Source organism: Rhizobacter sp. OV335 (genome assembly GCF_900142965.1).
Taxonomy (GTDB): Bacteria; Pseudomonadota; Gammaproteobacteria; order Burkholderiales; family Burkholderiaceae_C; genus Rhizobacter.
This window is the reverse complement of sequence record NZ_FRCQ01000008.1, coordinates 168,319-186,864: the sequence shown is the minus strand read 5'-3', so window position 1 is coordinate 186,864 and position 18,546 is coordinate 168,319. Positions and strand designations below refer to the sequence as shown.

Annotated in this window: 19 protein-coding genes; 14 read left to right on the top strand and 5 right to left on the bottom strand. The window is 69.6% G+C overall.

What is annotated here, in order from left to right:
• The first annotated feature begins 13 nt into the window (after window positions 1–13).
• The 11 genes from BUE42_RS11240 to BUE42_RS11195 all read left to right on the top strand — a co-directional run bounded on the left by BUE42_RS11240 (window position 14) and on the right by BUE42_RS11195 (window position 9,659).
• Complete coding sequence (locus BUE42_RS11240; RefSeq protein ID WP_083614064.1) at window positions 14–721, top strand: energy transducer TonB; 708 nt, start codon at window positions 14–16, stop codon at window positions 719–721.
• Window positions 718–1,470 (top strand): MotA/TolQ/ExbB proton channel family protein, encoded by a 753-nt coding sequence (locus BUE42_RS11235; protein ID WP_073465186.1) that lies wholly within the window; start codon window positions 718–720, stop codon window positions 1,468–1,470. The genes BUE42_RS11240 and BUE42_RS11235 overlap by 4 nt, the downstream gene beginning before the upstream one ends.
• A 15-nt stretch (window positions 1,471–1,485) precedes the next feature.
• Window positions 1,486–1,911 carry an ExbD/TolR family protein gene (locus BUE42_RS11230; protein WP_073465185.1) on the top strand — a complete coding sequence of 142 codons (426 nt, stop codon included), beginning with the start codon at window positions 1,486–1,488 and terminating at the stop codon, window positions 1,909–1,911.
• Window positions 1,908–2,072 carry a hypothetical protein gene (locus BUE42_RS33375; RefSeq protein WP_200798942.1) on the top strand — a complete coding sequence of 55 codons (165 nt, stop codon included), beginning with the start codon at window positions 1,908–1,910 and terminating at the stop codon, window positions 2,070–2,072. The genes BUE42_RS11230 and BUE42_RS33375 overlap by 4 nt, the downstream gene beginning before the upstream one ends.
• A gap of 103 nt (window positions 2,073–2,175) precedes the next feature.
• A complete protein-coding gene (locus BUE42_RS11225) occupies window positions 2,176–4,500 on the top strand; it encodes a catecholate siderophore receptor Fiu (RefSeq protein ID WP_073465184.1) in 2,325 nt (774 codons plus the stop codon).
• A 10-nt stretch (window positions 4,501–4,510) separates the two neighbouring features.
• The gene (locus tag BUE42_RS11220) at window positions 4,511–5,191 is read left to right on the top strand and encodes a Fe2+-dependent dioxygenase (RefSeq protein ID WP_073465183.1); all 681 of its coding nucleotides are present in this window, start codon (window positions 4,511–4,513) and stop codon (window positions 5,189–5,191) included.
• Complete coding sequence (locus tag BUE42_RS11215) at window positions 5,191–5,826, top strand: PepSY-associated TM helix domain-containing protein (protein WP_073465182.1); 636 nt, start codon at window positions 5,191–5,193, stop codon at window positions 5,824–5,826. Before BUE42_RS11220 ends, BUE42_RS11215 begins: the two co-directional genes overlap by 1 nt.
• Window positions 5,827–5,856: 30 nt before the next feature.
• A complete protein-coding gene (locus BUE42_RS11210; RefSeq protein WP_073465181.1) occupies window positions 5,857–6,375 on the top strand; it encodes a DUF2271 domain-containing protein in 519 nt (172 codons plus the stop codon).
• A 10-nt stretch (window positions 6,376–6,385) separates the two neighbouring features.
• Window positions 6,386–7,246, top strand: a complete 861-nt coding sequence (locus BUE42_RS11205) for a DUF4198 domain-containing protein (protein WP_073465180.1) — start codon at window positions 6,386–6,388, stop codon at window positions 7,244–7,246.
• An 8-nt stretch (window positions 7,247–7,254) separates the two neighbouring features.
• Window positions 7,255–8,289, top strand: coding sequence for an FAD:protein FMN transferase (locus BUE42_RS11200; protein ID WP_073465179.1), 1,035 nt, complete (start codon window positions 7,255–7,257; stop codon window positions 8,287–8,289).
• On the top strand, window positions 8,286–9,659 hold the full coding sequence (locus tag BUE42_RS11195; RefSeq protein WP_073465178.1) for a sulfite reductase subunit alpha: 1,374 nt from the start codon (window positions 8,286–8,288) through the stop codon (window positions 9,657–9,659). The genes BUE42_RS11200 and BUE42_RS11195 overlap by 4 nt, the downstream gene beginning before the upstream one ends.
• Here BUE42_RS11195 and BUE42_RS11190 read toward each other — a convergent pair.
• A complete protein-coding gene (locus tag BUE42_RS11190; protein WP_073465177.1) occupies window positions 9,653–10,054 on the bottom strand; it encodes a ribbon-helix-helix domain-containing protein in 402 nt (133 codons plus the stop codon). The genes BUE42_RS11195 and BUE42_RS11190 overlap by 7 nt on opposite strands.
• 75 nt (window positions 10,055–10,129) lie before the next feature.
• Window positions 10,130–10,708 (bottom strand): DJ-1/PfpI family protein, encoded by a 579-nt coding sequence (locus BUE42_RS11185; protein WP_073465176.1) that lies wholly within the window; start codon window positions 10,706–10,708, stop codon window positions 10,130–10,132.
• 305 nt (window positions 10,709–11,013) lie between these two features.
• On the opposite strand from BUE42_RS11185, the gene BUE42_RS11180 reads away from it, so the two are divergent.
• Entirely contained in the window at window positions 11,014–11,448 is a 435-nt protein-coding gene (locus BUE42_RS11180) for an SWIB/MDM2 domain-containing protein (RefSeq protein WP_073465225.1), read from the top strand.
• A 46-nt stretch (window positions 11,449–11,494) separates the two neighbouring features.
• Here BUE42_RS11180 and BUE42_RS11175 read toward each other — a convergent pair whose 3' ends face one another.
• Window positions 11,495–13,837: a PAS domain-containing protein gene (locus BUE42_RS11175; RefSeq protein WP_159445405.1), complete on the bottom strand. Its 2,343-nt coding sequence runs from the start codon at window positions 13,835–13,837 to the stop codon at window positions 11,495–11,497.
• A 207-nt stretch (window positions 13,838–14,044) separates the two neighbouring features.
• Here BUE42_RS11175 and BUE42_RS11170 point away from each other — a divergent pair, with 207 nt between their 5' ends.
• Both BUE42_RS11170 and BUE42_RS32990 read left to right on the top strand, forming a co-directional pair.
• Window positions 14,045–14,590: a hypothetical protein gene (locus tag BUE42_RS11170; RefSeq protein WP_073465174.1), complete on the top strand. Its 546-nt coding sequence runs from the start codon at window positions 14,045–14,047 to the stop codon at window positions 14,588–14,590.
• A 54-nt stretch (window positions 14,591–14,644) separates the two neighbouring features.
• Entirely contained in the window at window positions 14,645–14,806 is a 162-nt protein-coding gene (locus BUE42_RS32990) for a hypothetical protein (RefSeq protein ID WP_159445404.1), read from the top strand.
• 1 nt (window position 14,807) lies between these two features.
• Here BUE42_RS32990 and BUE42_RS11160 read toward each other — a convergent pair whose 3' ends face one another.
• Together BUE42_RS11160 and uvrA are read right to left on the bottom strand one after the other, a co-directional pair.
• Window positions 14,808–15,413: a 2-hydroxychromene-2-carboxylate isomerase gene (locus tag BUE42_RS11160; RefSeq protein ID WP_073465172.1), complete on the bottom strand. Its 606-nt coding sequence runs from the start codon at window positions 15,411–15,413 to the stop codon at window positions 14,808–14,810.
• Window positions 15,414–15,480: 67 nt separating this feature from the next.
• Complete coding sequence (uvrA, locus tag BUE42_RS11155) at window positions 15,481–18,447, bottom strand: excinuclease ABC subunit UvrA (RefSeq protein WP_200798941.1); 2,967 nt, start codon at window positions 18,445–18,447, stop codon at window positions 15,481–15,483.
• Between the last annotated feature and the right edge of the window lie 99 nt (window positions 18,448–18,546).

The following is an 18,546-nucleotide window of genomic DNA, read 5'->3' as shown; positions in this document are numbered from 1 at the left end:
CCACCCCTCCACCATGGCCGCCGTTCCCGTCTCCGCGACGCATTCGCCGTTGCCGCCGCTCAGCCGTCGGCCGGTGCGCACCGACGGGCTGTCGCGGGCGCAATTGCGTGGCGTGGTGGCCGCCATCGCCGCGATCCACCTCGGTGCCGGCTGGGCGATCCTGCAGGTGCCCGCGGTGCGCGAGGCCGTCGTGCAGGCCGCACCGATCTTCGTCAACCTGATCGCGCCGCCGGCACCGCCCACGCCGCCGGCACCCCCGCCGCCGCCCATCAAGCCGGTGACGCGAACCCCGCCGCCGCCGACCCCGCTGGTCACCGCCGCGCCGTCGCCTGCGCCGGCCGCCTTCGTCGCGCCGCCGCCGGTCGAGTTGCCACCACCCCCCGCACCGGTCGCGATCGAAGCGCCGCCGGCCCCGCCCGCACCCCCGGCGCCGCCGAAGCAGATCCCGGCCTCCGCCGTGCGCTACCTGAAGGCAGAGCCGCCCGAGTACCCGCGCGCGTCGAAGCGCCTGAAGGAAACCGGCGCCGTCGTCGTGCGCGTCTGGATCGACGAGGCCGGTGCGCCGCAATCGGTGCAGGTCGGCAAGTCGTCCGGCTACCCGAGGCTCGACGAGGCCGCCGTCGACGCGGTGCGCAGGTTCCGCTTCGAGCCCTACACCGAGAACGGCCGCCCGACTGCGGGCTGGGCCCTGATCCCGTTGAATTTTGATCTGGAGAAATGACCGTGAACGCAGACGCTGGCTTGGGATTCGGCCACTTCATCGCCCAGAGCGATGTGGTGGGCAAGACGCTGCTCGGCATCCTGGTGCTGATGTCGATCGCGTCCTGGGTGATCATCGTGATCAAGGGCCTGTCGCTGGTCTCGCGCCGCCGCCACAGCCAGACCTTCCTGAACTTCTTCTGGAACGCGACCTCGCTCGAGGCCGTCGCCAACGAGATCACCACGCACGGCGTGCACGACCCGTTCTCGCACCTCACCAGCCACGCGATGCACGCGCAGGTCCACCACGCGAAGTACGGCGCCGCCAAGCTCGAAGAGGCCGGCACCTCGGGCGAATTCGTCACCCGCACCATCAAGAAGGTGCTCGACGAGGAAACCACGCGGCTCGAGAACGGCCTCGCGATGCTCGCCACCGTCGGCGCCACCGCGCCCTTCGTCGGGCTGTTCGGGACGGTGTGGGGCGTGTATCACGCGCTGGTCGCGATCGGCATGAGCGGTGCCGGCACGCTGGACAAGGTCGCCGGCCCGGTCGGCGAGGCGCTGATCATGACCGGCCTCGGCCTCGCGGTCGCGATCCCCGCGGTGATGGGCTACAACTGGCTGACGCGCGCCAACCGCGTGATGTCGTCCAAGCTCGATGCCTTCGCCTACGAGCTGCACACCTTCGTGTCGATGGGCCAGCCGCTCGGCAATGAAGCGGCCCAGCCGGCCAACGTGCGTGCGCTGGCCTCGCGGCCGGTCGCCGCCTGACGCGAGGTCGCCGCCATGGCCTTCGCCAGTTTCGATTCGAAGCACGCCGGCGCCCCGATGGCCGAGATCAACATGGTCCCGCTGATCGACGTGATGCTGGTGCTGCTGGTGATCTTCATCATCACCGCGCCGCTGCTGACCAACGCCGTCAAGCTGGAGCTGCCGAAGGCGAGCTCGCAGGTCAACCAGACGGCGGCCGACAAGGTCGAGTTCGCGATCGACGCCGGCGGCCTGCTGTACTGGAACGGCGAGCTCGTCACCCGGCCCGAGGCGCAGAAGCGCTTCACCGCCGAGAGCGGCAAGCAGCCGCAACCCGAGATCCACCTGCGTGCCGACCAGGCGGTGGCCTACCGCTACGTCGCGCAGACGCTGGCCGATGCGTCGAAGGCGGGCCTGACGAAGGTCGGCTTCGTCAGCGAGCCGGAGGCCGCGCAGCCATGAGCACCGCCTTGCGCGTGTGGGCCTGGCCGGGCGGGCTGGCGGTGCTGAGCGCCGTCGGCCTGCTGTCGGCGCTGCTGGGCGATGGCGCCTGGGATGCGCTGTCGTGGGCCGCCCTCGGCCTGCCGATCGCGGTCGCTTCCTGGTACGCACTGCGACGCTGACACGAATTTCTCCATCCAGCCGGCGCCGGTCTCGGGCCGGCTGTTTTTACAGCCAGCCATCGCGCCAGCCAAGACAACACAAAAACCCCTCCAGGAGCACCCCTTGGCCTACATCAAGAGCCGCAAGCACGCGGCAAGCAAGACATCCGCGTTGGCTCAGATCGGCCTGATGGCCGTCGCATTGCCGGTGGCCGCCCAGACGGCGCCGGTCGCCGACGCACCGAAGAAGCCCGACGCGCCGGAGACGACGCTGCCGGCGCTGCGCGTCACCGGCCAGACCGGCAGCGACTTCAAGGCCGACAACGTCGCGAGTCCGAAGTTCACGCAGCCGCTGCTGGACACGCCGCAGACCATCACCGTGATCAAGAAGGAAGTGCTGCAGCAGCAGGTCGCGACCACGCTGGCCGAGGCGCTGCGCAACACCCCGGGCATCACGATGCAGCTCGGCGAGAACGGCAACACGACCACCGGCGACTCGATCTTCATGCGCGGCTTCGACACGACGAACAGCATCTTCGTCGACGGCATCCGCGACCTGGGCAACATCTCGCGCGACGTGTTCAACATCGAGCAGGTCGAGGTGGTCAAGGGCCCGTCGGGCTCCGACAACGGCCGCGGCGCGTCGTCCGGCTACGTGAACCTGGTGTCGAAGACGGCGACCCGCGAGGCCTTCAACAACGGCACGCTGACCGCCGGCACCGACAACCGCCTGCGCGCCACCGCCGACCTGAACCGGCCGCTGGACCTCGGCATCCCCGGCTCCGCGCTGCGCCTGAACGTGCTCGCGCAGGACTACGGCACGCCGGGCCGCGACGAGGTCAAGAGCAAGCGCTTCGGCTTCGCGCCTTCGCTAGTGCTGGGCCTCGGCACGCCGACGCGCACCACCTTCAACTACCTGTACGTCGACCAGAAGAACCGCCCGGACGGCGGCGTCACGACCTACGGCCAGGACGGCTACGTCTTCGGCGCGCTGCCGGTCGGCCCGGCGGTCGACTCGAAGAACTACTACGGCTCGCTGGACGACTACGACGACGTCACGCTGCACATGTTCACCGCGCGCATCGAGCACGACTTCGGCGGCGGCGTCACGCTGCGCAACACCTCGCGCCTCGGCCACACCGAACAGGACTTCCTGGTGACCGGCGTGAATGGCGTCACGTTCACCGGTGGCCAGCTGACGGTGCAGCGTTCGCGCCAGGCGCGCCACCAGACGAACGAGATCCTGACCAACCAGACGAACCTGTCGACCGAGTTCGCCACCGGCGCGGTCAAGCATTCGCTGTCGAGCGGCTTCGAGTTCATCTACGAGAAGCAGAACCAGGCCAACGCGCAGACGCTGACCGACGTGAGCCGCAGCGGCACGACGCTGCCCACCACGCCGCTGTTGCAGCCGCGCGCCGACGTGTACAACCCGAGCACCGGCGATGTCTTCCTGACGCCGCCGTTCAAGGGCGCCTACACCAACGGCAACACGCTGAGCGCCGCCGTCTATGCCTTCGACACGCTGACGCTGAACGAGCAGTGGCTGCTGAACGGCGGCGTGCGCTGGGAGAAGTTCCACACCCAAACCAACGGCTCCACTTTCACCCCCGCCTCGAACACCGGCGTGACGCCGGCCACGCCCGAGAGCCTGGCGCAGAACGCGCCGCTGTCGCTGACCGACAACCTGGTGAGCTGGAAGCTGGGTGCGCTGTTCAAGCCGACCAAGGACGGCAGCGTCTACCTGACGGTGTCGAACTCGTTGCAGCCGCCAGGGGGTGCCAGCTTCTCGCTGAACGCGGCGTCGACCAACCAGGCCTCGCCGTTGGCCGATCCGCAAGAGGGCAGCAACATCGAGCTCGGTACCAAGTGGGACCTGTTCGGCGGCAAGCTGTCAGCCACCGCGGCCATCTACCGCAGCGAGAACAAGAACGAGCTGGTGTCCGACGGCGCCGCCTCGCCCACCTTCGCGCAGATCGGCAAGCGGCGCGTCGACGGCGTCGAGCTGGGCCTCGTCGGCCAGGTCACGCCGGCGCTGAACCTGAGCGCCGGCCTCGCCTACATGGACCCGAAGATCATCTCGGGCGTGAAGCAGGGCGCCAATGCCAACGACGGCGGCGTGATCGTGTTCTCGCCGAAGGTGACCTTCAGCTCGTGGGCCTCGTACAAGGTGCTGGACGTGCTGACCGTCGGCGGCGGCGTGCGCTACGTCGACACCGTGGCGCGCAACAGCAACACCGCGGCGCCCACCAGCAACCTGCTGAACACCAAGTCGTACTGGGTCGCCGACATGATGGCCGCCTACGACCTCAGCAAGAATGTGTCGCTGCAGCTGAACCTGAACAACCTGTTCGACAAGGAGTACATCGCTTCCTTGAACAACGGGGGCTCTCGCTACAAGCCGGGTGAGGCACGCAACGTCCTGCTGAGCGCCAACCTCAAGTATTGAAGATGCCGTCATGATGCTTCACGTGCCCGGCGTGCTGACGCCGTCCCAGGTCGCCGAGATCCGCGAGGCCCTCGATGCGGCCGACTGGAACGACGGCCGCGAGACGGTCGGCGCGCAGGGTGCGCAGGTCAAGCGCAACCGCCAGCTGCCCGAATCCGGGCCGCTGACGCAGCGCTTCGGCGCCGTCATCCTGGCGGCGCTGGAAACGCATCCACTGTTCGTCTCGGCCGCGCTGCCGCTGCGCTACGTGCCGCCGCTGTTCAACCGCTACGAGGGCGGCGAGCAGTACGGCCTGCACGTCGACGGCGCGGTGCGCGGCGTGCCAGGCACCAGCCTGCGGCTGCGCACCGACCTGTCGTGCACGCTGTTCCTGGCCGACCCCGGCGACTACGACGGCGGCGAGCTGGAGGTGTTGGACACCTACGGCGCGCACGAGGTCAAGCTGCCGGCCGGCGACCTGATCCTGTACCCGTCGAGCAGCCTGCACCGCGTGCTGCCGGTCACGCGCGGTGCGCGCGTCTGCTCGTTCTTCTGGCTGCAGAGCCTGGTGCGCGACGATGCGCAGCGCGGCATGCTGTTCGAGCTCGACCAGACCATCCAGCGCCTGCGCGAGCAACATGGCGACAACGCTGAGCTGCTTGCGCTGACCGGCCACTATCACAACCTGCTGCGGATGTGGTCCGAGGTCTGATGGACGCCACGCCCGCCGCCACCCCGGCGCCGCAGCGCGCCTACTGGCTGAAGACGCTGCACCAGTGGCACTGGATCAGCTCGGCGCTGAGCCTGGTCGGGCTGCTGCTGTTCACCGTCACCGGCTTCACGCTGAACCACGCGTCGCAGATCGAGGCGAAGCCGCAGGTCATGAAGCGCGCCGCGCAGGTGCCGCCGGCGCTGCTGTCGCTGGTCACCGCGAAGCCGGCCGACGACAAGCAGCCGTTGCCGCCGGCGCTGGCCGCGTGGGTCGAGCAGGGTTTGTCGATCGAGGTGGCCGGCCGCGCGGCCGAATGGTCGCCCGAAGAAATCTACCTGCCGCTGCCGCGCCCCGGCGGCGATGCCTGGCTGCGCATCGACCGTGCCGAGGGGGCACTCGAATACGAGCGCACCGACCGCGGCTGGATCTCGTACCTGAACGACCTGCACAAGGGCCGCCACACTGGCAGCGCCTGGAGCTGGTTCATCGACCTGTTCGCCGCGTCGTGCCTGGTGTTCTCGGTGACCGGCCTGTTGATCCTGAAGATGCATGCCGCCAAGCGCCCGAGCACCTGGCCGGTGGTGGCCGGCGGCCTGGTGTTGCCGCTGCTGCTGGCGATCCTGTTCATCCACTGATTTCGATACCGATTCCGCAGAAGGACCCCCATGAAACTGAGTTATTCGATGGCGATGGGCGCCGCCGCCGCGCTGGCCGCACCGGCTTTCGCAGCCGACGCGAACCTGAAGCTGGAGCTGCCGCAGCTGAGCGTGGCCGAGTACCACAAGCCCTATGTCGCGGTGTGGGTCGAGAAGGCCGCCGACCAGGGCTTCGCGTCCAACGTTGCGCTCTGGTACGACCTGAAGAAGCGCGACAACGGCGGCGCGAAATGGCTGAAGGACATGCGCAGCTGGTGGCGCAAGAGCGGGCGCGAGCTGCAGACGCCGATCGACGGCGTCACCGCCGCCACCCGCTCACCGGGCGAGCATGTGCTGGGCCTGTCGAACGCCAAGGGGCTGGCCTCGCTGCCGCCCGGCAGCTACCAGCTGGTGATCGAGGCGGCGCGCGAGAACGGCGGCCGCGAGGTCGTGCGCCTGCCGTTCGACTGGCCGGTGAAGACCGCCCAGACCGCGAAGGTGCAGGGCGAGCATGAACTCGGCGCCGTGTCACTCGACCTGAAGCCTTGAGGAGCCGCGCATGAAAACCTTCCACCGATCGATGCTCGCGCTGCTCGCCGTGGCCGCGCTGCTGCCCCTCTCCGCGCAGGCGCACCGCACCTGGCTGGTGCCGTCGGCCACCGTCGTCAGCGGCCGTGAAGCGGCCGTGACGGTCGACGCCGCGGTCTCCGAAGACCTGTTCGAGTACGACACCAATGCGCTCGTGCTCGACAAGCTCAGCATCGTCGCGCCCGACGGCAGCCTCGTCGCGCCGGAGAACCTCGCCGCCGCGCGCCGCCGCAGCAGCTTCGACGTGAAGCTCGCGCAGCCCGGCACCTACCGCATCGTCAACTTCAGCGAGAGCGTGTTCGCGAACTACAAGCTCAACGGCGAGCAGAAGCGCTGGCGCGGCACGGCCGACGCGATGGCCAAGGAGATCCCGGCCGACGCGACGGAGCTGCAGGTGACGCGCATGCAGAGCCGGGTCGAGACCTGGGTCAGCAATGATGCGAAAGGGGAAAAAGCGGGGGAAAAAGCGGGCGACAAGACTGCAGCGAAGCCCGCCGACAAGGCCTTCGCGCCGCAGGGCGCCGGGCTCGAGTTCGTCCCGCTGACCGCGCCGACCGACCTGAGCGCCGGCGACAGCTCCAGCTTCCGTGTGCTGCTCGACGGCAAGCCGGCCGCCAACCTCGACGTGACGATCCTGCGCGGCGGCAACCGCTACCGCTACAAGCTCGGCGAGATCGCGCTGAAGACCGACGCGCAGGGCCAGTTCAGCGTCAAGTGGCCGGAGGCCGGGCGCTACTGGATCGGCGTGAGCCACAGCGTGCGCGCCGCCGAAGGCACGCCGCCGACGCGCCGCATGAACGCCAGCGCGACGGTCGAAGTGCTGCCGCAGTAAAGAAGGCGATGCAGACGGCGCGGGTGCTGGTCCCGCAGCGCATCGCGACCCGCGCGCCGGCGCTCGGCGCGCAGGTGCACGCGCTGCAGGGTGCGACGATGGGCACGAGCTGGTCGGTGCGCGTGGCCGGTCCGCGCGCGCTCGCCCTCGCACCGGTGGCGCAGGCGATCCAGCAGGAACTGGACCTCGTCGTCGCGCAGATGAGCCCGTGGGAGCCCGGTTCGGACATCAGCCGCTTCAATCACGCACCCGCAGGCAGCTGGCATGCGCTGCCCGCGGCCTTTGCCGAGGTGCTGGCCTGTGGGCTGCAGGTGGCGCGCGACAGCGACGGTGCCTACGACCCGTGCGCCGGCGCGCTGGTCGATGCGTGGGGCTTCGGGCCGCGGCAGCGCCATGACGAGCCCGGCTTCGCATCGCCCGACGACGCGGCAGTGCAGGCCGCGTGCGCCGTCAGCGGTTGGCAGCGGCTGGAGACCGGCCCGCAGGGCGTGCGGCAACCGGGCGGCTTGCGGCTGGACCTGTCGGCGATCGCCAAGGGCTATGCGGTCGACCGCGTCGTGCAGCGGCTCGCGCGCTCGTTCGGACTCGACGACGTGCTGGTCGAGGTCGGCGGCGAGCTGCGCGGCGAGGGCGTGAAGCCCGACGGGCAGCCGTGGTGGGTGGCACTGGAGCCGGTGCCGCGCTGGCACGACGGTGCGTGGCAGGTCGATGTGGATCCGGTGCCGACGCGCATCGCGCTGCACGGCCTGAGCGTCGCGACCTCGGGCGATCACCGGCGCTTCTTCGCTCGCGACGACCGCCACTATCCACACACGATCGACCCGCGCACCGGTCGGCCGATCACGCACGGCGTGGCGGTCGTGACGGTGCTCGACGCGTCCTGCATGCGGGCCGATGCGCTGTCGACCGCGTTGACGGTGATGGGGCCGCAAGCCGGCCTGCCGTGGGCCGCGCAGCGCGGCATCGCGGCCTTGTTCGTCACGCGCTGCGCCGACGGCGGGCTCGACGACCACGTCACGCCGGCCTTCGCGGCGCTCGAATGACGCCGTCGGCACGTCTGCTGGCGGCAGGCGCCGTCGCGCTCGCCTACCTCGCGTTCTGCGCCTTCATCACCTGGCGCGAACGGCGCCGCCGCACCGCCGCCTCGCGCGATGCCGCCGCGCTCGACCACGCCGATGCGCAGGCCTCGCCGGTGCTGGTCGCCTTCGCCAGCCAGACCGGCTTCGCCGAGCAGCTCGCGTGGCAGACCGCGCGCCTGCTGCACACCGCCGGCGTGCCGGTGCGGCTGCTGCCGCTCGGCGAGCTGCGGCCCGACGAGCTGGCGCGCACCGAGCGCGCGCTGTTCATCGTCAGCACCTACGGCGAGGGCGACGCGCCCGATCCAGCCTCCGCGTTCGCGCGTCACATGGCCGATGGCGGTGCGCCGCTGCCGCGCCTGCACCACGCGGTGCTGGCGCTCGGCGACCGCAGCTACGCGCAGTTCTGCGGCTTCGGCCGCCGGCTCGACGCCTGGCTGCAGGCGCAGGGCGCGACGCCGCTGTTCGCGCGCATCGAGCTCGACAACGAGGATGCGGCGGCCTTGAAGCAGTGGCAGCAGCAGGTCGCCCACCTCGCCGGCACCATCGACGTGCCCGACTGGCAGGCGCCTGGCTTCGACGACTGGCGCCTGGTCGAGCGGCGCGTGCTGAACGACGGCAGCAGCGCCGCGCCGGTATGCCACCTCGAACTCGAACCGGCCGACGACACGCCGCTGCCCGACTGGCAGGCCGGCGACCTGGTGCAGGTGCAGGCGCCCGGCGACCCGCAGCGCCCGCGCGAATACACGATCGCGTCGGTGCCGTCGGCCGGCCGGCTGCACCTGATGGTGCGGCAGGAGCGGCATCCGGATGGCGGCCTGGGCGTCGCGTCGGGCTGGTTGACGACACACCTGCCCGTGGGCGAGCGCGTGCCGCTGAGGCTGCGCGCGCACGGCAGTTTCCGCATCGGCGACAACGCGGCGCGTCCGCTGGTGCTGATCGGCAACGGCACCGGTCTGGCCGGCCTCAGAAGCCACCTGGCGGCCCGCGCGGAAGCTCGGGCACCCGACGCCTGCTGGTTGCTGTTCGGCGAGCGCCAGGCCGCGCATGACGCGCATTACGCTGCCGACACCGACCGCTGGCAGGCCGACGGCGTGCTCGCGCTGGTCGACCGCGTGTTCTCGCGCGACCAGCCGGCGCGGCGCTACGTGCAGCACCGGGTGCTGGAAGAAGCCGAGCGCTTGCGCGCATGGGTGGCCGATGGCGCGGCGATCTACGTCTGCGGCAGCCTCGAGGGCATGGCCGCCGGCGTCGACGAGGCGCTCGCGCAGGTGCTCGGCGCCGACCAGCTCGCCGCGCTGGCCGACGCCGGCCGCTACCGCCGCGACGTTTATTGAGCGTGCAGTTCGTAGCCCGGCTTGTCACCGGAGCTGCGAGACGGTGTGGCCCAACTCGGCGGCAGCCGATCCAGGACTTCCCGCGCATCGAGCGAGCGGATCGGCACGCTGTTGTCGACCGGAATCCGCTGGTGTGCCTGCAGCGCCATGTAGCGCAGCGCGCTGACGCGCAGGAACGACGCGAAGTTGCCGACCTCGCCGCGCGCCTCGACGAGCTCGTCGTAGAGCCGCTCCAGCAGGTGCGTGACGCTCATGCCGTCGCGCGCGCCGATCTCCGTCAGCACCTCCCAGTGCAGGTTCTCGAGCCGGATGCTGGTCACGACGCCATGCAGGCGAACCGAGCGCGTGCGCGATTCATAGGACGACGGATCGGCGCGGATGAAGACTTCGCACATGGTCGTGTTCCTCGATGCGGCGGAGCGGGGCGTCATCTTCGGACGATCCCCGGCCCGCTGCAACGAGGGGTTTCTTCAGTGCTGGATGCGCGTGCCGAGCACCGTGAGGAACTGCGCCAGCCAGGCCGCATGCGCCGGCCAGGCCGGTGCGGTGACGAGCTTGCCGTCGGTCACCGCCTGGTCGACCTCGATCGCCGCGTAGCTCGCGCCGGCCAGCTCCACCTCGGCCGCGCAGGCCGGGTAGGCGGACACGCGCTTGCCGCGGATCACGCCGGCCGCCGCGAGCAGCTGCGCGCCGTGACACACCGCGGCGATCGGCTTGTCGGCGCGCGAGAAGTGCTGCACCAGCGCGATCACCTGCTGGTTCATGCGCAGGTATTCCGGCGCGCGGCCACCGGGGATCAGCAGCGCGTCGTAGTCCTCGCCCTTCACCGACGCGAACGTCGCGTTCAGCGTGAAGCGGTGGCCGGGCTTCTCGGAGTAGGTCTGCTGGCCTTCGAAATCGTGCACCGCGGTCATCACGAAATCGCCGGCCTTCTTGTCCGGACAGGCCGCATGCACCGTGTGGCCGACCATCTGCAGCGCCTGGAACGGCACCATGGTCTCGTAGTCCTCGGCGTAGTCGCCGACCAGCATCAGGATCTTCTTGCCCATCGTTCGTCTCCTTCGACAAGGACGGCAACGCACCATGCGGCACCGTCGAAACGCATTCTCGGAAGCGCTCGATGCGCACGGGTAACAGCCCGCTACGACACCTCGAGAGCACGCAGGTGAGGCTCACAGGCGACAAAACATGGCGCGAAGGCGCATGAATGCGTGTTTCACCTATGAAAACTGCTTCTCAATGCAGCACTCTCGCAGTAGTATTCGCTCCGCACGTGGACCTGGAGAACCGAGAGCTCATGCGGCTCTCACCCAACCCGGGCACATCAACAACGTTATTGATGGAGAAATTCAACATGGCAACTGCGAAACCGCCCGCTCGGAAAGCGGCTCCTGCAAAGAAAGCGGCACCGGCCAAGAAGGCTGCACCCGCGAAGAAAGTAGCGGCGAAGAAAGCCGCGCCGGCCAAGAAGGCCGCTCCCGCCAAGAAGGCAGCGCCGGCCAAGAAGGCCGCTGCGAAGAAGGCCGCTCCGGCCAAGAAGCGCACCCCGAACGCTGCCTTCATGAAGGCCATGACCCCGAGCCCGACGCTGGCCGCCGTGATTGGCGCCAACCCGCTGCCGCGCACGGAAGTGACCAAGAAGGTGTGGGAGTACATCAAGAAGAACGACCTGCAGGACAAGGCCAAGCGCACGATGATCAACGCCGACGCCAAGCTGAAGGAAATCTTCAAGAAGGCCCAGGTCTCGATGTTCGAGATGACCAAGCTGATCAACGGCCACCTGAAGTAATCAGGTTCTGTTCACCTCAAAAAGCCGACGCTTGCGTCGGCTTTTTTCATGGGGCGTCGGGTTGTTCCATCGCCTTCGCGACGGCATCCAGCACGCGCGCCACGTTGATCGGCTTGGTCCAGTAGTCGTCGAAGCCGGCGGCGAGCGCGGCATCGATCTGCGGCTGCATCGCGTCGGCCGACAGCGCGATGCAGCGCAGCCCGGCGGTGCGCGCGTCGTCGCGCAGCCGGCGGATCAGCGCGAGGCCGCTGGTGTCCGGCAGGTTCATGTCGATCAGCAGCAGGTCCGGCGCCTGCTCGCGCGCCGCCGCGAGGCCGCCGGCGCCATCGCTCGCGACGCTCAGCCGCCACTGCGGGCGGCCCTTGAAGACCTCCTGCATCAGCATCACGTTCAGCGGCTCGTCCTCGATGTAGAGCACGTGCTTCTGCGCAGCAACGGGTGCCGCCGGTGGCGTGGCCGGCAGCGTGGCGGCATCGGGCGCCTGCGCCGCATCGCCGGCCGGCAGCAGCAGCGTGAAGGTCGAGCCCTCGCCCGGCGTGCTGCGCAACAGCAGCTCGCCTTGCATCGCCGCTGCCAGCGTGCGCGCGATCACGAGCCCCAGGCCGCTGCCTTCGATGCGGCGCTGCTCGGCGCCGAGCCGGTTGAACGGCTGGAACAGCTGCAGTTGCTGCGCGGTCGTCAGCCCGTCGCCCTGGTCGCTCACCGCCACCGACACGCGCTCGCCGTCGCACTGCAACGCCAGCTGCACGGTGCCGCCGGGGCGGTTGTACTTGATCGCGTTCGACAGCAGGTTCAGCAGCACCTGCTCGACCGCGCGCGCATCGGCCATCGCCCAGCAGCCGGTGGGCCGCTGCGGCGCGAGCAGCCGGATGCCGGCGTTGTCGGCCAGCGGCTGGATCATCGCGAGGCAGCTCTCGACCGCGGCGGCGAGGTCGACCGGCGCCGGCTTCAGCGAGAAGTCTTCCTGCTCGATGCGCGCCAGGTTCAGCACGTCGTTGATCAGCTCGAGCAGGTGGCGGCCGGCGTGCATCACGCTGTCGATGCGGCGGCGCTGGTCGGGTGCGAGCGGGTGCAGGCGGTCCAGCGACATCAGCTGCGCGAAGCCGAGGATGCCGTTCAGCGGCGTGCGCAGCTCATGGCTGACGCGCGACAGGAATTCGCTCTTCGCGCGGTTCGCCTGCTCGGCGGCCTGCTTGTCGCGGCGCAACTGCTCCAGCGCCGCCTGCTGCGTGATGTCGCGGCAGGTGCCGACCAGGCCGTCGACCCGGCCGGCGGTGTCGTGCGTGCAGCGCGCGAAGAGTTCCAGCATCGCCGGCACGCCGTCGGAGCGCAGCAGCCGGTAGCGGGTCTCCAACCGGCCGTCGGTGGCCAGCGCGCGCTGGATCGCGGCCTCGGTGGCGGCGCGGTCGTCGGGGTGCACCGCGGCGATGAAATCGGCCAGCGTGTGGTGCGCCAGCGGCCACGGCTGGCCGTGGTTCGCGCAGGCGCGCCGGTCGAAGCTGACCTCGCCGGTCGCGAGCGAATACTGCGCGACGCCGATGCCCGCGGCCTCGGCGGCCATGCTCCAGCGCTCCTCGCTGCCGCGCAGCGCGATCTCGGCCTGCTTCTGCGCGGTGGTGTCGGCGGTGAAGCCGTGCCACAGCGTCGAGCCGTCGGCCAGCCGCTCGGGCATCGCGCGGGTTTCCATCCAGCGCACGCTGCCGTCGTCGCGCACGATGCGGTAGCTGCGCTGCCACGGCGACAGCGCGCGCGCCGACGCCTCGATGCTGTCGAGGTAGCCGCGCTGGTCGTCGGGATGCAGCAGCCGGAACGGCACGGTCGGGTCGCCGCCGTTGCCGTCGCGCGGCGGCTCGACGCCGAACAGCTCGCGCGAGGCGTCGCTCGCATACGGATAGCTGAGGGTGCCGTCGGGGTGCAGCTGGAACTGGAAGATCACGCCCGGCACCTGCGACGACAGCTTGCGCAGCAGCTCGGCCTGCGCATGCGCCTGGCGCTCGGCGGCGATGTGCGCCGAGACATCGCGCGCGGTGCCGCGGTAGCCGGCGAACTTCCCCTGCGCGTCGAACACCGGCACCGCGCTGCGCGAGATCTGCAGCACGCCGCGGCCGGTGTGCTTGTCGGTCAGCACGCGGGTGATCGGCCGGTGCTCCTTCAACAACTGGTGGAAGCTGCGCCCGCCGGGCAGCGGGTGCGCCAGCTCGTCGAGCAGCGGCGAATCGGCGATCTGCCGGCCGATCATCGACTGCGGTGGCACCCCGGTGATCGCCTCGAACGCACCCGAGACCCAGGTGTAGCGCAGCTGCGCATCGGTCTCCCACATCCAGTCGCCCGAGGCGCGCGCGAAATCGAGCAGGCGCGTGCGCTCCAGGTCGGGCGATGGGGGGTGCATGGCGGGCATTGTCGAGCAGCGCCGTGCGGCACTCAAGCCGCTTGAACCCGCGGCGCCGCCATCGGCGGCAGCTTGTCACGCGCCCTTGTGCGCAGCTGTAGGGCATCTCCCACACCCGCAAATTGAGTTGTCCGGCAGACCAGCCGAGGGGCGCTGCCTAAGCTTGCCGCACCGGCTTCAGGCCATTCCGTTCGAGGAGATATCCATATGACCAAGCAACAATCGCTGTCGTGTATCACTGCCGCCGTCGCCGCACTGATGTTCAGCACCGGCGCCTTCGCCGCCGACAAGACCGCCTACGACCAGGCCAAGGCCTCGGCCAAATCGACGTACGAAGCGGCGCACAAGCAGTGCGAATCCCTGTCGGGCAACGCCAAGGACATCTGCGTCGCCGAAGCGAAGGCGGCTCGCGTGAAGACCGAGGCGATGGCCGAAGCTGACTACAAGGGCACCGCGAAGGCCACGTACAAGGCGAAGGAAGACATCGCCGAGGCCGACTACAAGGTCGCGAAGGAGCGTTGCGACGACAAGGCCGGCAACGAGAAGGACGTCTGCGTGAAGGAAGCCAAGGCCGTCGAGACCAAGGCCAAGGCCGATGCGAAGGCCGAGCGCGACACCAAGAAGGCCAATGCCGAAGCCACTGACGACAAGAAGACGGCGGCCTACAAGGCCGAAGCCGAGAAGTGCGATTCGCTGGCCGGTGATGCCAAGACGGCTTGCGTGAACAGCGCCAAGGCCAAGTACAACATGTGATGACGGGTGCGCACGCCGGCCGCGAGGCCGGCGGCGTACCGATCGGAGGCCACCATGAGTTTCTTCATTGCTGCAACCATCACCGTCGTCACGGCGGTCGGCCTCCTGGTGGCGCTGATCGCGCTGCTGCTGCAGCCGAACGTCGAGGAGTTGATCCAGGGTAGTTGGGTCACCGATGCGTCGGACGCGGACGGATCGGCCGTTCACAACGGATAGATCAGCCTTGCTGCAGGCGCCGCTGCACGAAATCCAGCCGGTCCTGCCCCCAGAAGATCTCGCCGTCGATCACGTAGCTCGGCGCGCCGAACACACCGGCGGCAATCGCTGCCTCCGAATCCTGCTCATAGCGCTCGTGCACCGCCTGCGAGTGCGCGTCGTCCATGCGTTGTGCCGGCAGGCCTTGCTCGGCCACGAGAGCCTGCAGCACCGCCAGGTCGGCGATGTTGCGCTCTTCCACCCACACCGCCCGCAGCACCGCCGTCGTGATGCGCAGCGCCGCCTCGGTGCCGTCCTTCATGTCGACCGCGATGATCAGCTGCGACGCATCGTCGCTGTTGACCGGGAAATACTTCGGCTGCAGGTTGATCGGCTGGTTCAGCCACGCGCTGAAGCGCTTCAGTTCGACCAGCCGGTAGGCCTGGCGCTGCGGCGCGCGCTTCGACAAGGGCAGGCCGCCCGACACCGGGAACACCTTGCCGCCCAGGTCGACCGGCAGCACGTTGACCTTGGCGCCCGCGGCCGCCGCGATCTCGCAGAAGCGCTGGTGGCCCAGGTAGGTGTACGGCGAGTGCGGGGACAGGTAGTAATCAACAGTCAGGCTCACGGCAGGCTCCTCTCGAAGGGCTGCAGTCTAGCCACGTCCGGTGACGCTGTTCGTGCGGGTGTTCCCGTCACTCGGCCAGCAGGGGCTTCAGGTACTGCCCGGTGAAGCTCGCCGGGTTTGCTGCTATGTCTTCCGGCGTGCCGCTCGCCACCACCATGCCGCCGCCGGCGCCGCCCTCGGGCCCCATGTCGATCAGCCAGTCGGCCGTCTTGATGACGTCCAGGTTGTGCTCGATCACGACGATGGTGTTGCCGGCGTCGCGCAGCTGGTGCAGCACCCGCAGCAGCAGGTCGATGTCGGCGAAGTGCAGCCCGGTGGTCGGCTCGTCGAGGATGTACAGCGTGCGACCGGTGTCGCGCTTGGACAGCTCCAGCGCCAGTTTGACCCGCTGCGCCTCGCCGCCCGACAGCGTGGTCGCGCTCTGGCCGAGCCGCACGTAGCCGAGGCCGACGTCGAGCAGCGTCTGCAGCTTGCGCGCGATGTTGGGCACCGCGTTGAAGTACGCATGCGCGTCCTCCACCGTCATCTCCAGCACCTCGGTGATGTTGCGGCCCTTGTAGAGCACCTCCAGCGTCTCGCGGTTGTAGCGCTTGCCGTGGCACACGTCGCAGGGCACGTAGACGTCGGGCAGGAAGTGCATCTCGACCTTCAGCACGCCGTCGCCCTGGCAGGCCTCGCAGCGCCCGCCGGCCACGTTGAAGCTGAAGCGGCCGGCGCCGTAGCCGCGCTCCTTGGCGGTGTTCATCTCGGCGAACAGCTCGCGGATCGGCGTGAACAGGCCGGTGTAGGTGGCCGGGTTGCTGCGCGGCGTGCGCCCGATCGGGCTCTGGTCGACGTTGATGACCTTGTCGAAGACGTCCAGGCCCTCGATGCTGTCGTGCGCCTCCGGCTCGGCATGGCTGCCGTACAGCTTGCGCGCGACCGCGGCATACAGCGTGTCGTTGACCAGCGTGCTCTTGCCCGAGCCGGACACGCCGGTCACGCAGGTCAGCAGCCCGACCGGGATCTCGACGGTGACGCCCTTCAGGTTGTTGCCGCGCGCGTTGACGATGCGCAGCGACTGCGGCTCGGCGGTGTCCTGCACCCGGTGGCGCTGCGTCGGCACCGCGATGCGCAGCACGCGCGACAGGTAGCGGCCGGTCAGCGATTCGGCGCTGGCCGCCACCGCGTCCGGCGTGCCCTGGGCGATCACGTGCCCGCCGTGCACGCCGGCCCCCGGGCCCATGTCGATCACGTGGTCGGCGGCGCGGATCGCGTCTTCGTCGTGCTCGACCACCAGCACGCTGTTGCCGATGTCGCGCAGGTGGCGCAGCGTGCCGATCAGGCGGTCGTTGTCGCGCTGGTGCAGGCCGATGCTCGGCTCGTCGAGCACGTACATCACGCCGGTCAGGCCGGAGCCGATCTGGCTGGCCAGCCGGATGCGCTGCGCCTCGCCGCCCGACAGCGTGTCGGCGCTGCGGTCCAGGCTCAGGTAGTTCAGGCCGACGTCGTTCAGGAACTTCAGCCGCGAGCGGATCTCGCGCACCACCTTGTCGGCGATCTCGGCCTTCGCGCCGCGCAGCTTCAGGCTGCCGAAGTAGTGCAGGCACTCGCGCAGCGTGAAGTGCTCGACGCGGAAGATCGGCTCGCCCTTCTCGTCGCTGCCCTCGCCCTGCAGGAACACGTTGCGCGCCTCGCGCCGCAGCCGCGTGCCTTCGCAGTCGGGGCAGGGGCGGGCGGCCTGGTAGCGGGCCAGGTCCTCGCGCACCGCGGCCGAGTCGGTCTCCTTGTAGCGCCGCTCGAAGGTCGGGATGATCCCTTCGAACGGGTGCATGCGCTTGACGCTGCGCGAGCGGCTCTTGCCGGTGCCGCTGCCTTCGCTCTCGTAGACGAAGGCGATGTCCTCGTCGCCGGAGCCGTACAGCAGCACCCGCTGGCCCTCCTTCGGCAGCTCCTCGAATGGCGCGTCGATGTCGAACTTGTAGTGCTTCGCGACGCTCTCGAGCAGCGAGAAGGTGTAGCCGTTGCGGCGGTCCCAGCCCTTCACCGCGCCGCTGGCCAGGCTCAGCGACGGGAAGGCGACGACGCGTTCCGGGTCGAACGCGGTGACCAGCCCCAGCCCGTCGCAGCTCGGGCAGGCACCGACCGGCGAGTTGAACGAGAACAGCCGCGGCTCGAGCTCGCTCAGCGAGTAGCTGCAGATCGGGCAGGCGAACTTGCTGGAGAACAGGTGCTCGCGGCCGTGGTCCATCTCGAGCGCGACGGCGCGGCCCTGCGCGATGCGCAGCGCGGCCTCGAAGCTCTCGGCCAGGCGCTGGCGCAGCCCGCTGGCGGCGGCGTCGGGCTGCACCTTCACGCGGTCGATCACGACGTCGATGTCGTGCTTCTCGGCCTTCTTCAGCTTCGGCAGCTCGGTGGCCTCGTGCGTCTGGCCGTCGATGCGGAAGCGGATGTAGCCCTGCGCCTGCATCTCGGCGAACAGGTCGGTGAACTCGCCCTTGCGGTCGCGCACCACCGGCGCCAGCACCATCAGCCGGGTGTCCTCGGGCAGCGCGAGCGCGGCGTCGACCATCTGGCTGACGCTCTGCGCCTGCAGCGGCACGTGGTGGTCGGGGCAGAACGGCGTGCCGGCGCGCGCGTACAGCAGGCGCAGGTAGTCGTGGATCTCGGTGACGGTGCCGACGGTGGAGCGCGGGTTGTGGCTGGTGGCCTTCTGCTCGATGCTGATGGCAGGGCTCAGGCCCTCGATCACGTCGACGTCGGGCTTGTCCATCAGCTGCAGGAACTGGCGCGCATACGCGCTCAGGCTCTCGACGTAGCGGCGGTGGCCCTCGGCATACAGCGTGTCGAACGCCAGGCTCGACTTGCCCGAGCCGCTCAGCCCGGTGATCACCACCAGCTTGTTGCGCGGGATGTCGAGGTCGATGTTCTTCAGGTTGTGCGTGCGGGCGCCGCGGACGCGGATCAGCTGCAGCTCGATCGAGGCGTCGGCCGGGGGGGTGGCCGCGTTGGGGGTCACCGGAACAGGAGGAGCGGGAGGTCGAGGCGCGGGCATCGGATCGCAGGCACGAAACCGGACATCATAAAGGCGCAGCGTGTCGCGGCCCCAGGGCGGGGTTCCGCCGAACGGGGGATGCTGACAAACCCCGCTGGC